Origin of the sequence: Nocardia jejuensis NBRC 103114 (genome assembly GCF_001613145.1) — a bacterium.
GTDB classification, from domain to species: domain Bacteria; phylum Actinomycetota; class Actinomycetes; order Mycobacteriales; family Mycobacteriaceae; genus Nocardia; species Nocardia jejuensis.
This window is the reverse complement of the sequence record NZ_BDBU01000062.1, coordinates 1-13,204: the sequence shown is the minus strand read 5'-3', so window position 1 is coordinate 13,204 and position 13,204 is coordinate 1. Positions and strand designations below refer to the sequence as shown.

Annotated in this window: 11 protein-coding genes; 6 read left to right on the top strand and 5 right to left on the bottom strand. The window is 67.5% G+C overall.

Annotated features, from left to right (window positions below; translation table 11 throughout):
- Complete coding sequence (locus NJ1_RS34910) at positions 1 to 1,716, top strand: hypothetical protein (RefSeq protein ID WP_218025309.1); 1,716 nt, start codon at positions 1 to 3, stop codon at positions 1,714 to 1,716.
- A 129-nt stretch (positions 1,717 to 1,845) separates the two neighbouring features.
- Here NJ1_RS34910 and NJ1_RS34905 read toward each other — a convergent pair whose 3' ends face one another.
- The 4 genes from NJ1_RS34905 to pdxH form a co-directional block, all read right to left on the bottom strand.
- Positions 1,846 to 3,060, bottom strand: coding sequence for a GNAT family N-acetyltransferase (locus tag NJ1_RS34905; RefSeq protein WP_067703657.1), 1,215 nt, complete (start codon positions 3,058 to 3,060; stop codon positions 1,846 to 1,848).
- 868 nt (positions 3,061 to 3,928) lie between these two features.
- Positions 3,929 to 5,242 carry a citrate synthase gene (locus NJ1_RS34900; protein WP_084479174.1) on the bottom strand — a complete coding sequence of 438 codons (1,314 nt, stop codon included), beginning with the start codon at positions 5,240 to 5,242 and terminating at the stop codon, positions 3,929 to 3,931.
- A gap of 190 nt (positions 5,243 to 5,432) precedes the next feature.
- Entirely contained in the window at positions 5,433 to 6,716 is a 1,284-nt protein-coding gene (locus NJ1_RS34895; protein WP_067703654.1) for an MFS transporter, read from the bottom strand.
- Positions 6,717 to 6,911: 195 nt separating this feature from the next.
- Positions 6,912 to 7,637, bottom strand: coding sequence for a pyridoxamine 5'-phosphate oxidase (pdxH, locus tag NJ1_RS34890; RefSeq protein ID WP_067703652.1), 726 nt, complete (start codon positions 7,635 to 7,637; stop codon positions 6,912 to 6,914).
- Between the two features lie 100 nt (positions 7,638 to 7,737).
- Between pdxH and NJ1_RS34885 the strand changes: the two genes are divergently transcribed.
- From NJ1_RS34885 to NJ1_RS34880, 3 genes are read left to right on the top strand one after another with little or no spacing between them, the layout of a single operon-like run.
- Positions 7,738 to 8,877: a citrate synthase 2 gene (locus tag NJ1_RS34885; RefSeq protein ID WP_067703650.1), complete on the top strand. Its 1,140-nt coding sequence runs from the start codon at positions 7,738 to 7,740 to the stop codon at positions 8,875 to 8,877.
- Positions 8,878 to 8,931: 54 nt separating this feature from the next.
- A complete protein-coding gene (locus tag NJ1_RS38570) occupies positions 8,932 to 9,165 on the top strand; it encodes a DUF1272 domain-containing protein (protein ID WP_084479173.1) in 234 nt (77 codons plus the stop codon).
- Positions 9,166 to 9,209: 44 nt separating this feature from the next.
- Entirely contained in the window at positions 9,210 to 10,082 is an 873-nt protein-coding gene (locus NJ1_RS34880; protein WP_245717715.1) for a polysaccharide deacetylase family protein, read from the top strand.
- 34 nt (positions 10,083 to 10,116) lie between these two features.
- Here NJ1_RS34880 and NJ1_RS34875 read toward each other — a convergent pair whose 3' ends face one another.
- Entirely contained in the window at positions 10,117 to 10,905 is a 789-nt protein-coding gene (locus tag NJ1_RS34875) for a hypothetical protein (RefSeq protein ID WP_245717714.1), read from the bottom strand.
- Positions 10,906 to 11,051: 146 nt separating this feature from the next.
- Here NJ1_RS34875 and serC point away from each other — a divergent pair, with 146 nt between their 5' ends.
- Positions 11,052 to 12,176, top strand: a complete 1,125-nt coding sequence (gene serC / locus NJ1_RS34870) for a phosphoserine transaminase (RefSeq protein WP_067703647.1) — start codon at positions 11,052 to 11,054, stop codon at positions 12,174 to 12,176.
- Positions 12,177 to 12,386: 210 nt separating this feature from the next.
- The coding region (sepH, locus tag NJ1_RS34865) for a septation protein SepH (protein WP_067703739.1) at positions 12,387 to 13,204 on the top strand (818 nt) is incomplete at its 3' end.

Below are 13,204 nucleotides of genomic sequence, written 5' to 3'. Positions count from 1 at the left end.
GTGGGCAAACGAATGCGCCGCCGAACCGGTGCGGCGCTCCTGGTCACCGCGACAGTCACCGCCGCCGCGCTCACCGCATGCGGCAGCGATGACAGTTCCAGCAGCAGTTCCTCCTCCGGGGCGACGCCCTCGGGTTCCACGCCCTCGGGTTCCACGTCATCGGGCGGTGCGGGTTCGGGCGATGCGGGTTCGGGTCCCGCCCGCAATCCCTACCTGGCCGCCGAGAAACTCGCGGTCACCCACCTCGACCCGGCTCAATCGGACAGTTTCGATGCGCCGGTGCCGCGCGGCACCTTCCGTGTCGATCCCGCGCAGATGCCGCGGGTGCCTACCGGCCCGGTCAGCATCATGACGCTGGCCTCGCCGTCGCCGGACCACATGTGGATCTCCTCCACGTCCGGGCCACGCTACGTGGACGTCTCGGACGGCGGCTTCAAGCAGGTCGCGGCCATGGACGCGCCCGGTGTGCAGCCGATCTCCCCGGCGCAGCTGGACCAGGTGCTGAACCAGCAGTTCACCGATACCGGCCAGATCGAGGCCGCCATCGCGCAGGACTGGGGCGGCGCGAACTGGCAGCGCATCGCCAATGGCGTCTACGGCATGGTCGACAAGGACAACCACTTCTACTTCCTGAACCAGAACGCCGAACTGTTCGTGTTCGCGCTGAAGGATCAGGACAAGCCCGAAGACGGCATCGAGATCATCGCGCAGCGGGACTTCAAGCCGCTGCTGTCGACCTCGATGACCACGCTCGGGATCCCGGAGACCATCGTCGGCGCGGACATGACCTACGACGGCCACCTGGTGGTGCTGGCCTCCCGCGCGCTGTACGTGCTCAACCGGGACCTGACCGGCGACCCGCAGCAGATTCGCATCGGCGACGACGAGACCGTCTCCAATTCGATGGCCGTCGACCCGGACGGCGGCATCTACTTCGCCTCCGACAAGATCATGCGCAAGGCGGTGTGGAAGGACGGCAAGCTCTCCACCGACGAATCCGAGGGAGCCTGGTCCTCCCCGTACGACTTCGGCCGCCAGCCCCCGGCGGTGAAGTTCGGCATCGGCACCGGCTCCACCCCGACCCTGATGGGTTACGGCAAGGACAACGACGAGCTCGTCGTGATCACCGACGGCTCCGACCATATGAAATTGGTCGCGTTCTGGCGCAACAAGATTCCCGATGGCTTCACCCAGAAGCCGGGAACCAAGTCCAACCGGATCGCCGATCAGATCCAGGTGACCGCCGGGCTGGACAACCCGCCGGAATTCGTGCAGTCGGAGCAATCGGTCGTGGTGAACGGCTACGGCGCGTTCGTCGTTCAGAACATCGGTTCGGGCGGTTCACCGGATCGGCTCGTCGACGTGCTCGCCAACGGCCCGGTCGACGAACCGCCGCACGGTATGCAGCGTTTCGAATGGGACCCCGGCGCGAACAGCTGGAAGTCGGCGTGGACCCGCGGTGACGTGGTCTCCACCTCGATGGTGCCCGCCGTATCTCGCACCGCCGGAATCGTTTTCGTGAACGGCTACTCGAAGGCCGACGGCTGGGAACTCACCGGCCTGGACTGGAAGACCGGAGAAACGGTGCACCGCACCATCTTCGGCCAGACCAACCTCGGCAACGGCGCGTACGCGGTGGTCGAGGCGTTCCCGAACGGCGACCTGCTGTTCAACAGCATCGGCGGGCCGTTCCGCGCCACCATCGCGGAGAAATAGGAGCTCGACCGCGCTGGTATCGGTACGCGCTGGTATATGTACGCGACGGCCGGTCGTCACTTCCCGTGACGCCCGGCCGTTTTCGCCTGTGCACAGGCGCTGTGGATCAGTGTGGACGGATCCGCGGGATCAGAAGAACCAGCCGAGTTCGGCGGTGCGGTCGGTGGTGAGCGCGTCGTCGAAGGCCCGCAGCGCCGCGGCGTCCTTCACCTGGATCCGGTTGGCGGCGGCGAAGGCTCGCGCCCGGTGCGCGCCGAAGTACAGTCCGCCGAGCACATCGATGCCCAGCTCCAGATCCGGTGCGCGATCGGTCGGTTCGCATTCGGCGATGCCGTCGCGCACCCGCAACGCGAACGTGCCGCCCTTGTTCCGGAACGAATCCGCCACGGCCAGTGTGACATCCAGGTCGTGCCGGTAGGTGCGTGCGGACAGCGCCGCCGGCACGTCCATGATTCGCGTCCACAGTTCGTCGTGGCGGCGAGTGATCCGGACCAGGCGCGGGTCGGTGAGCAGGTAGGGGAGTGCGTCGTCGTCCGAGATCGAGCCCTCGATCCTGTGAACCAGGTCCAGGCTCAACAGCATTCGCCACAGCGCGATGTGCGCCTCCGTCGTCACCGCGCGGAACTCCACCACGAACGCGGTGTTTCCGCTCTCGCTCCATCGTCTGCGGTACAGCACGTATCCGTCCGGATGCGTCAGTGCGAACAGCGAGGAGGCCCCGTCCCGATTGCGTTCCGGGTCGGCCATCAGCAGGGACCACTTGGCGGGCGGCCGTTCCTGCGCGCCGGGCACCAGTCGCCGCCATCGGTCGTAGACCTCGCGCAGATGTGCCTCGGCCTCGGCCTCGGCCGGTTCGGCCAGCTCGACCCCGCCGGGATCCGGTGTGCCGGGCCGGAATTCGGCGCGACGCGGATCGTGGATCTCGAACGTGCTGCTCTCGATGGAGGGCGCGTAGCCGAAGCGCCCGTAGATGGTGCCCTCGCTGGCGGTGAAAATGGTGAGCGGCAGCCCGTCGGCCTCGGTGCGCTCGTGCTGTCGCGTGTAGAGCTCGCGCAGGATGCCGCGTCGCCGATGGGTGGGAGCGACCACCACCGCCGAGACGCCGCAGGCCTCGACGGTGCGCTCGCCGGGAACCGTGACGATCATGGTCCGATCCACGGTGTGCCCGACGATCCGGTCGCCGTCCATCGCGACCAGGGCACGCTCGACGGGGAAGATTCCCGGCTGATGCTCCAGCTCGTCCTTGTCGTATCGCATGCCGAAACAGGTCTCTACCAGCTGAACGATCGCGGGGCGGTCCGCCGTGGTGGCCGACCGCACGGTAATGCCATTCGTCGATGCCATACCTCGGACGATGCCACGAATCGGCGCGCCCGCGCACGTGAATATTTCCGGATGAGTATTTCCGAATCGGAAACGATGTGACGGGAAACGACGTGTGCACCACCTGCCGACCCCTTCGCGGCAGGTGGTGCACACTCGACCCCCTCGGTGCCCCCCGACACCGTCCCCTGGACGCCCCCCGCATCCTGTTTCCCCTCACCGATGCCTTCCCGGCATCCCTTCCCCCTCCGAGCCGCCCCCCGGCGTTTCGGACCCCCCGGACGCCCCCCAGCATCCGGTACCTCCCCGGTGCCCCCCGGCACCGAAGACCCCCACCAGTGCCTCCCGGCACTCCTTGCCCCCGACGCCTCCCCGACGTCCCTTCCCCCTGGAGCCCCCCGGCTCCGATTTCGTACTGCCCCGGTGTCTCCCGACTCCAGGTCCCCCCGAGATCCCCCGACCCCGTTCCCCAGGAGCCCCCCGACTCCACTCCTCCCGGAGTCCCCGACTCCGTCCCCCCGACTCGGATCCCCTGCCTTCGGAGATTCCCCCGAATCTCCGAAGTTCCCCCGGTCTTCTTACTTCTGAGGCCGTTTCGACCTCGTGAGAAGAACAATGCCGGTGCCGCCCAACAAGATTCTTAAGAAGAGCTTGTAAACACGAACGGCCCGAAAAACGATCATCGGCGGCGGGTCGAGCCCGTGGTCCGCCGGGTGAGCGGGAGAGGTGAGCTCCGCTGTCGCCCAGCGTGATTCGAAGCCGGGTCGCCGGTGTGGATTCGAGGCAGGTCCGTCGACCTGCCCCGGAAACGACGCAGACCCGCTTCCGAAACTCGGAAGCGGGTCTGCGACAAGCTGTGTCGGCCGCCGATCGCGTCGGCGGCCGCGGATCAGCGGCCCGTGATGTCGCGGTAGTCGCGCTCGGCGTAGCCGGTGTAGATCTGGCGCGGACGGCCGATCTTCAGCGGCTCGCTGTGCATCTCACGCCAGTGCGCGATCCAGCCCGGCAGCCGGCCCATGGCGAACAGGACGGTGAACATGCGGGTCGGGAAGCCCATCGCGCGGTAGATGACGCCGGTGTAGAAGTCGACGTTCGGGTAGAGGCGACGCTCGATGAAGTAGTCATCGGTGAGCGCGGCTTCCTCGAGCGCCTTGGCGATGTCGAGCAGCTGGTCGTCGCCGCCGATCTTGGACAGGATGGTGTCCGCGGCCTTCTTGACCAGGGTCGCGCGCGGGTCGAAGTTGCGGTAGACGCGGTGCCCGAAGCCCATGAGCTTCACGCCGTCTTCCTTGTTCTTGACCTTGCGGATGAATTCCTTGACGTCGCCGCCGTTGGCCTTGATCTCGTCCAGCATCTCGAGCACGGCCTGGTTGGCGCCGCCGTGCAGCGGACCCCAGAGCGCGTTGATGCCACCGGAGACCGAGGTGAACAGGTTGGCGTCCGAGGAGCCGACCAGGCGCACGGTCGAGGTCGAGCAGTTCTGCTCGTGATCGGCGTGCAGGATCAGCAGCATGTCCAGCGCCGCGGCGACCTCGGGGTCGACCTCGTACGGCTCGGCCGGGAAGCCGAACGTCATGCGCAGGAAGTTCTCCACCAGCGACAGCGAGTTGTCCGGGTAGAGGAACGGCTGACCGACCGACTTCTTGTAGGCGTAGGCCGCGATGGTCGGCAGCTTGGCCAGCAGTCGGATGGTGGACAGCTCGACCTGTTCGGGATCGCGCGGGTCCAGCGAGTCCTGGTAGTACGCCGAGAGGGCGTTCACCGCGGAGGAGAGCACCGGCATCGGGTGCGCGTTGCGCGGGAAGCCGTCGAAGAAGCGCTTGAGATCCTCGTGCAGCAGCGTGTGCCGGCGGATCCGGTCGGTGAAATCGTCCAGCTGGGCCTGGGTCGGCAGCTCACCGTAGATGAGCAGGTAGCTGACCTCGATGAAGGTCGACTTACCGGCCAGCTGGTCGATCGGGTAACCCCGGTAGCGCAGGATGCCCGCTTCACCGTCGATATAGGTGATCGCCGACTTGGTCGACGCGGTGTTCATGAAGCCGGGGTCGTAGGTGACGTACCCGGTGCTGGCCAGCAGCTTGCCCAGGTCGATTCCGTCATTGCCCTCGACAGCCTTGGCAACGGTCATCGGGTACTCGCCGCCGGGGTATGTCAGTACCGGCTTGGCGTCGTCGTCGACGTTGATGATGTTCTCAGCGGGCACGGAAGAATCCCTCTCAGGCTTGAAACCGTAGGCATCGGACGCGGGTAGCGACGACGCGCTTGGTTCAACGCTAGCCGCTGTCCAGTAGGCCCGAGAAACGAGGGTCTCTCTTTTCTACCTCACAGTCACATCCTCGCCAGGTGAGGTACCGGGCGGTGATGTGTTATATGCATCGGCCGCCTCGGCGCGCCTACGCGACGCGAATCTCCGAGTGCGCCCGCGCTACTCGGTATCGGACGAACGCCGGGAAGATCAACGCCGCGATCACCATGCCGATCACCACCAGGACGCCGCCTCCGGCAGCGGCCGCCGCGGTACCCACGGCGGCCGCGGCGAAACCGTGCGCAACATCACCGATGCGGGGTCCGCCGGCCACGACGACGATGAACACGCCCTGCAACCGGCCGCGCATCTCGTCGGTCGCGACGGACTGCAGCATGGTGGTGCGCAGGGCCGCGGAGAACATGTCGACGGCCCCGCCGAACGCCAGGCAGGCGAAGGCGATCCACAGCGCGACGGTGAGGCTCAGCGAGTGCCCGGCCGCGCCGACGGCCAGACCGAAGCCCACCATGCCCAGGCCCCACAGCACGATCAGGATCACCACGGCCAGACCCTGGCGGCGGATGCGCGAGAGCCATCCGGAGAAGACGCCGCCGAACACCGCGCCCACCGACATCGCCGCGAAAAGCAGGCCGAGCGCGTGACCGCTGCTCGCGGTGTCGCCGAAGCTGTCCTGCGCGATCTCCGGGAACAGCGCGCGCGGCATGCCGAACACCATGGCGATCACATCGACGGCGAAGGAGGCCAGCAGGATTCGCTGGGTCGCCAGATAGACGAAGCCGTCCAGGACCTCGCGGAGTCCGGCCCGGCGCGATTCGCCGGTCGGCGGGATCGGGGGCAGTTTCCAGGTGGCCCACAGCGTGGCCAGCAGCGCGATGGAGTCGAGCAGATAGAGCGTGGCCAGCCCGGCGACCGGGATGAGCATGCCCGCCATCACGGGCCCGGCGATCGCGCCGAACTGCATGACCGTCATGGACAGCGAATTGGCCGCCGGCAGTTGCTCTTTCGGCAGCAGTCGCGGATAGATGGCGCTGCGGGCAGGCTGGTTCACCGCGAAGAACGCCTGCTGCACCGCGAAGAGTCCGAGCACCAGCCAGGGATTGTTCAGCCCCGCCGCGGCCTGCGCCCAGAAGGCGAGTGCGGTGAGTCCGGTGCCGGTGCTGGTGATCAGCAGCAGCTTGCGCCGGTCCATGACGTCGGCCAGCGCGCCGCCCCACAGGCCGAACACGATGAGCGGGACCAGGCCGAACAGTCCGGCCAAACCGACATACGACGAGCTGTGCGTGATGTCGTACAGCTGCTTGGGTACGGCGACCACCGACAATTGCGCACCGATGACGGTGACGACTCCGGTGGTCCACAACCTGCGATAGTGGGGATTCCGGAGCGGGGTTATGTCGGCGAGCACTTTCACCGGCGTGACATTAGCGACGGGAAACAGTGCTTGGCTAGGTCATTCGCCCGAAACATCCCACCATTCGGACGTGATAGATCCCACGACTTATTACCTTGTCTCGGATCGGCTCCGGTGCCGTTGTGTCACAGCGCTGTTCGGCACCGCCGCCAGGCACCGGACGGCACCGCCGCCAGGCATCGATCGGCACCGCCGCTAGGGCTGTAGACGCTCCACCTTCATGGCGGTCACCTCGGTGTTGCCCGGCTCCAGCACGACCCGCAACCGGTTGTGCATGCGGCTGCGCCGCCCCTGCCAGAACTCCACGTAGTGCGGCCGCAGCTGGAATCCGCCCCAGTGCGGGGGCACCGGGATCTCCGCCACGCCCTCGAAGCGCTCTGTGACTTCCGTCAACTGCAGGTCCAGATCCTCGCGCGAGGCGATCGGCCGCGACTGCAGCGACGCCCACGCGCCCAGCTGGGATCCGCGTGGCCGCGAACGCCAGTACACGGCCGTGACCTCGGCTCCGACCCGTCGCACCGGACCGCGCACGGTCACCTGCCGCCCGAGCACCGGCCAGACGAAGGTGGCCGAGGCCCAGGGCGTCGTGGCCAGGGCGCGGCCCTTGAACGAGTCGTAATTGGTGTAAAAAGTCACACCCTCGGGCGAGAGTCCCTTGCACAGCACGGTCCGGGAGGCCGGATGCGGGCCCTCGTCGGTCATCTCGACGGTGGCCAGCACCATGGCATTGGCATCGGTGATCCCGGCACTGGTGGCGTGCTCGATCCAATTGCGCAGCAACGGTTCCCAGCCGTCGGACAACCAGGTCTCGTCCAGGTCGGTTTCCAGGCCCGGATGGTTGTCGCCGGCGTCCACGCCGTACTCCACGCGCATGGCCGCGATGTCGAGATCGGACGTGGCGGAATTCTCCTGGTCGCGCATGGGGCAGAGGTTACTCCGGAGTAATGCTCGCGTTAAGGTCTAAGCGATCGGCGTGGCCGCCCACGGATCGGGCAGCCCGACTTGCAAGGAGAGTCACAACATGACTGCCAGCGCTGCGGTTCCCAGCCCTGTCATCCCGGCTGACTTCGTCAGCGGTCTCGAAGGCGTGGTGGCCTTCACCACCGATATCGCCGAACCGGACAAGGATGGTGGCGCGCTTCGCTACCGCGGCGTCGATATCGAGGACCTGGTCGCGAACCGGGTCACCTTCGGTGACGTGTGGTCGCTCCTGGTCGACGGAGAATTCGGCCACGGCCTGCCCCCGGCGGAGCCCTTCCCGCTGCCGATTCACACCGGTGACGTGCGCGTCGACGTGCAGGCCGGCCTGGCCATGCTCGCCCCGATCTGGGGCTACCAGCCGCTGCTGGACATCGACGACGACACCGCTCGCGACAATCTGGCGCGCGCCTCGGTGATGGCGCTGTCCTATGTGGCGCAGTCCGCGCGCGGCATCTACCAGCCCGCCGTGCCGCAGAAGCAGATCGACGAGTGCACCACCATCACCGAGCGGTTCATGACCCGCTGGAAGGGTGAGCCGGACCCGAAGCACACCGAGGCCATCGACGCCTACTGGGTCTCCGCCGCCGAGCACGGCATGAACGCCTCCACCTTCACCGCCCGCGTCATCGCCTCCACCGGCGCCGACGTGGCCGCCTCGCTCTCGGGTGCGATCGGCGCGATGTCCGGCCCGCTGCACGGCGGCGCGCCCGCCCGGGTGCTCCCGATGATCGAGGGCGTCGAGAAGACCGGTGACGCACGCGCACTGGTCAAGGGCATCCTGGATCGCAAGGAAAAGCTCATGGGCTTCGGGCACCGGGTCTACCGCGCCGAGGATCCCCGCGCCCGCGTGCTGCGCGCCACCGCCGAGCGCCTGGACGCCCCGCGCTACGAGGTCGCCGCCGCGCTGGAGCAGGCCGCGCTGGCCGAATTGCGTGAGCGTCGCCCGGACCGCGCCATCGAGACCAATGTCGAGTTCTGGGCCGCGGTCATCCTGGACTTCGCCGAGGTTCCCGCGCACATGATGCCCGCCATGTTCACCTGTGGCCGCACCGCCGGCTGGTGTGCGCACATTCTCGAGCAGAAGAAGCTCGGCAAGCTGGTTCGCCCGGCCGCCATCTACACCGGCCCGGCCCCGCGCAGCCCGGAGTCCGTGACCGGTTGGGAGACCGTGGTCCACTGACCCGCCATTTTCCCCGAGTGTGGCCCGCGGCAGTGCGCCGCGGGCCACACTCGTATGCGGCTCCGGCTCGCGCGCCGGATCCTTTCCCGGAGGAGTCGTTTCGTGGCACTGGAGATGCGGACCCGCTGCGAACGATGCGAGGTCGTCGAGCTCACCGCCGACGGCCCCGCGTCGATCTGCTCTTACGAGTGCACGTTCTGTGAAGACTGTGCTCGAACGATGGATTACACCTGCCGCAATTGCGGTGGCGAGTTGGTGACCAGGCCGCGAAGGTTGGAACAACGGTGAGCCGAGGACTGGTTCTTGCGAATTTCTTCGCATAGCCTGCATCGGTGCTAGACGCAGGACTGTCCCGGCGCCGCTTGCTCGCCGCCGGTGCGGCCCTCGCGGCCGGTTTCGTGACCTCCGGTTGTGGTGTGGCCAAGGGCAATTCGCCCGATCGCCTGCTCGAGCCGCTGATCGGCCGGAGTGATCCCACCGTGGTGCCGGCCCGGATGCCGCTCGCCACGCAGGGCGGGCCGGACGCCGTTGCCGCCAAGTACGCGGGGCAGAAACCGCAGCAGTGGGGGATGGACCTGTCCGGCATCATGACCGGATTCGATTCCCCCGGTAAACAATTCGCGCTCACCCTGGACGCCTGCGGCGGCCCCGGCAACAACGATGTCGATGAGAATCTGCTCGCGCTGCTGCAGGCTCAGCAGGTGCCCGCGACGCTGTTCCTGAACAAGCGCTGGATCGACGCGAACCCCGCCCGGGCCGCGCAACTCGCCGCCAACCCGCTGTTCGAGCTCGCCAATCACGGCACCGCACACCGTCCGCTCTCGGTCACCGGCCGCTCCGCCTACGAGATCAAGGGCACCGCGTCCGCGCAGGAGGCCGTGGACGAGGTGTGGCGCAACCACGAACGACTCGTGGCGCTGACGGGCAGCGCGCCGCGCTTCTTCCGCACCGGCACAGCGCAATACGACGAAGTCGCGGTGTCGATCGTGCGTGATCTGGGCGAAACACCGGTCGGCTACTCGGTCAACGCGGACTTCGGCGCGACCTCCGCCGCGGACAAGGTGCGGGCGAACATGATGAACGCCAAGCCCGGCGGCATCGCGCTGGCGCACATGCACCGCCCGAACTCCGGCACCGGGCCCGGCATGTTCGCCGCGATCCCGGCGTTGAAGGCGGCCGGATTCCAGTTCGTGAAACTGCCGTAGCGCGCGCGGTATCGATCGCGCGGGCGGTATCGATTCAGAGCGGGTGCGACGCGGCCCAGTCCACCGCCACCGATTCGCCTCGATCCACGGTGAAGAACGCGACCTGCAGATGCTGCCCCAGATCCATCAGCTCCAGCGCGCCCAGCGGCACCGACTGGACGATCCGCACCCGCCAGGGCAGCGGCTCGTCCCAGGCGTGCAGTTCCAGATCCAGCCGCAGCACCGGATCCTCGCGCCCGGTGTAGTTCGCGGCGACCGGGGTGGCCGCGAGCACGGTGGCACGCGCGCGGCGGCCGTCGCGCAGGATCTTGGCCGTTCCGGTGCGGCTGGTCTCCTCGATGGCGGGGACGTAGAGCACCACGCGCTCGTGATCGCCGGGATCCACGCGGCAGGCGATGATCGAACCCGGCCGCATCCACTCCTGATCGGCGCTGTTCACGCGCTGACGCACCCGGGTCTCGTACGGATGCTGATCCTCGAGCCGGATGCGGACCCAGAATTCGGTGTCGCCCCCGGGCCGGGCGGGGGAGCGCTGGGCGGATGCCGGGAGGGCGTCACGCACGCTCAGGACCGTCGCTGTGCCCTCGGCTCCGTGCAGGAGCAATTCGCGGCGAGCGGCGTCGTCCAGGGCCGGGCCCCGGCGGTTCAACCCTCGCGAGCCGAATTGGGAGGACAGTCGCAGTCCGGCGAGGCCGCGGCGGAACAGCCCGGGACGCGGACGATCGTCGGAATTCTCCGTCCTGCGTTGCGCGCGTCCAGGATTCGCGGACACGCTCGGGTCGTCGGAGGTGGTGCCGGGTCGCTCGTGCGCGGCCTTGTCCATGGCGGTAAACCGTAATAGCAATGTGGCATGTGACACAGCGTTACGCGGTGTGTGCGGAGTCGGCGTGCCGAACCGCCTGGTCGGATCGATTCGAGACGCCTACCCACCCGCTCGGATGGGGATTACCACGCTTTATTCTGGTCGCCATGACCTCTGCGTTCCCGACCATCCCCGACGATCTCAAGCCCGCCGATGGACGGTTCGGCTGCGGACCTTCCAAGGTGCGTCCCGAACAGCTGCAGTCCCTGGTGGACACCGGCGCCTCCGTGTTCGGCACCTCGCACCGGCAGAAGCCGGTCAAGGACGTAGTGGCGCGGGTGCGCACCGGCCTGCGTGAATTGTTCGCGCTGCCGGACGGTTACGAGGTCGTCCTCGGCAACGGTGGCACCACGGCGTTCTGGGACGCCGCCGCGTTCGGCCTGATCCGGGAGAAGTCGCTGCACCTGAGCAACGGCGAGTTCTCCTCGAAGTTCGCCTCGGTGGCCAAGGGCAACCCGTTCATCGGCGACCCGATCGTCATCAAGTCGGAGCCGGGCGACGCCCCCGAGCCGACCTCGGATCCGTCCGTCGACCTGATCGGCTGGGCGCACAACGAGACCTCCACCGGTGTCGCGATCCCGATCACCCGCCCGGCGAATTCGGATCACGCCCTCGTCGCCATCGACGCCACCTCCGGCGCCGGCGGTCTGCCGGTGAACGTCGCCGACACCGATGTGTACTACTTCGCGCCGCAGAAGTGCTTCGCCGCCGACGGCGGCCTGTGGATCGCGCTGATGAGCCCGAAGGCGCTCGAGCGCGTCGAGGAGATCAAGAACTCGGGTCGCTGGACACCGGAATTCCTGTCGCTGCCGATCGCGGTCGACAACTCCACCAAGGACCAGACCTACAACACGCCCGCGCTCGCCACGCTGTTGCTGTTCGCGAACCAGATCGAATGGCTCAATGGCAACGGCGGTTTGGACTGGGCCGTGAAGCGCACCGCGGATTCCTCCTCGCGGCTGTACTCGTGGGCCGAGACCAGCGAGTACGCGACTCCGTTCGTACAGAACCCGGCGCTGCGCTCGCAGGTCGTCGGCACCATCGATTTCTCGGAGTCGGTGGACGCCGCGCAGGTGGCGAAGGTGCTGCGCGCCAACGGAATCGTCGATACCGAGCCGTACCGTAAGCTGGGTCGTAACCAGCTGCGTATCGGAATGTTCCCGGCGATCGATCCCGAGGACGTGTCACAGCTGACCCGCTGCATCGATTGGGTCGTCGAGAAGATCGGCTGAACCCGAAACAGGTAGCCCTCCGGAGAGATTCGGAAGGTCCAAAGAAGACACAGTATGCGGCGCGGGAGTCTGGCGACAGATTTTCGCGCCGCGTGTCTCGCCCCACGAACCACAGAAGTGCACTACTGTTCCAGAAACGTGGGCGATGTCGCGAGCCTGTGCGCTGTAAAAACGCAGCGCTGAGTGTGATGCAGTGACAAGGAGGTAACGGTGCGTGAACTTCGAGTAATCGGATTGACGCCCGATTCCGCGCACATCGTGTGCATCGATACCGAAACCGGTCAGAAGTACCGGCTCGCCGCCGACGACAAACTGCGTGCCGCGGCCCGCGGAGACCTTGCCCGATTCGGCCAAATCGAGATCGAAACGGAAGCCACGATGCGCCCTCGCGATATCCAGGCTCGAATCCGTGCCGGTGCGTCCGTCGAGCAGGTGACCGATGAATCCGGCATGCCCGCCAGTCGAGTGGAGCGCTTCGCGTATCCCGTACTCCTGGAACGGGCTCGGGCCGCCGAGCTGGCGCAGAAGGCGCATCCCGTGCGCAACGACGGCCCCGCCATCGAGACCCTCATCGAGATCGTGTCCGCGGCGTTCGCCGAGCGCGGCCACAATATCGAGGTCGCCGAATGGGACGCCTGGAAAGACGAGAAGGGCTACTGGGTCGCCCAATTGCAGTGGCAGGCCGGACGTTCGGTCATCGCCGCGCACTGGCGCTACCAGCCGGACGCGCACGGCGGTTCCGTTGTGCCGCTCGATGATCCGGCCGCCGATCTGATCGACCCCGACTTCGGCCGCGCCCTGCGCGGTCTCGCGAGCATCCTGCCGGACCAGAACGAGATCGCCGCGGCGGAGGCCCCGACACCCGCGCCCGCGCCGCGTGAGGAGCGCGCGGAGTACGAGTCCACCTCCGCTCGCGTCGCGAATCAGCAGTCCCTGGACGGCTATTACGAGCAGCGTGCCGCCGTCGGCGCGGATACCGTTCCGGTTCCCGCCGCCGCGGCGCCGGCGCCCGCTCCGGTGGCGCCGTC

What these genes read in the sequence shown, in the direction of transcription:
- NJ1_RS34875 (WP_245717714.1), bottom strand. Translation starts at nt 10,905, where the DNA reads ATGGACAAGGCCGCGCACGAGCGACCCGGCACCACCTCCGACGACCCG.
- pdxH (WP_067703652.1), bottom strand. Translation starts at nt 7,637, where the DNA reads ATGCGCGACCAGGAGAATTCCGCCACGTCCGATCTCGACATCGCGGCC.
- NJ1_RS34885 (WP_067703650.1), top strand. Translation starts at nt 7,738, where the DNA reads ATGACTGCCAGCGCTGCGGTTCCCAGCCCTGTCATCCCGGCTGACTTC.
- NJ1_RS34905 (WP_067703657.1), bottom strand. Translation starts at nt 3,060, where the DNA reads ATGGCATCGACGAATGGCATTACCGTGCGGTCGGCCACCACGGCGGAC.
- serC (WP_067703647.1), top strand. Translation starts at nt 11,052, where the DNA reads ATGACCTCTGCGTTCCCGACCATCCCCGACGATCTCAAGCCCGCCGAT.
- NJ1_RS38570 (WP_084479173.1), top strand. Translation starts at nt 8,932, where the DNA reads ATGCGGCTCCGGCTCGCGCGCCGGATCCTTTCCCGGAGGAGTCGTTTC.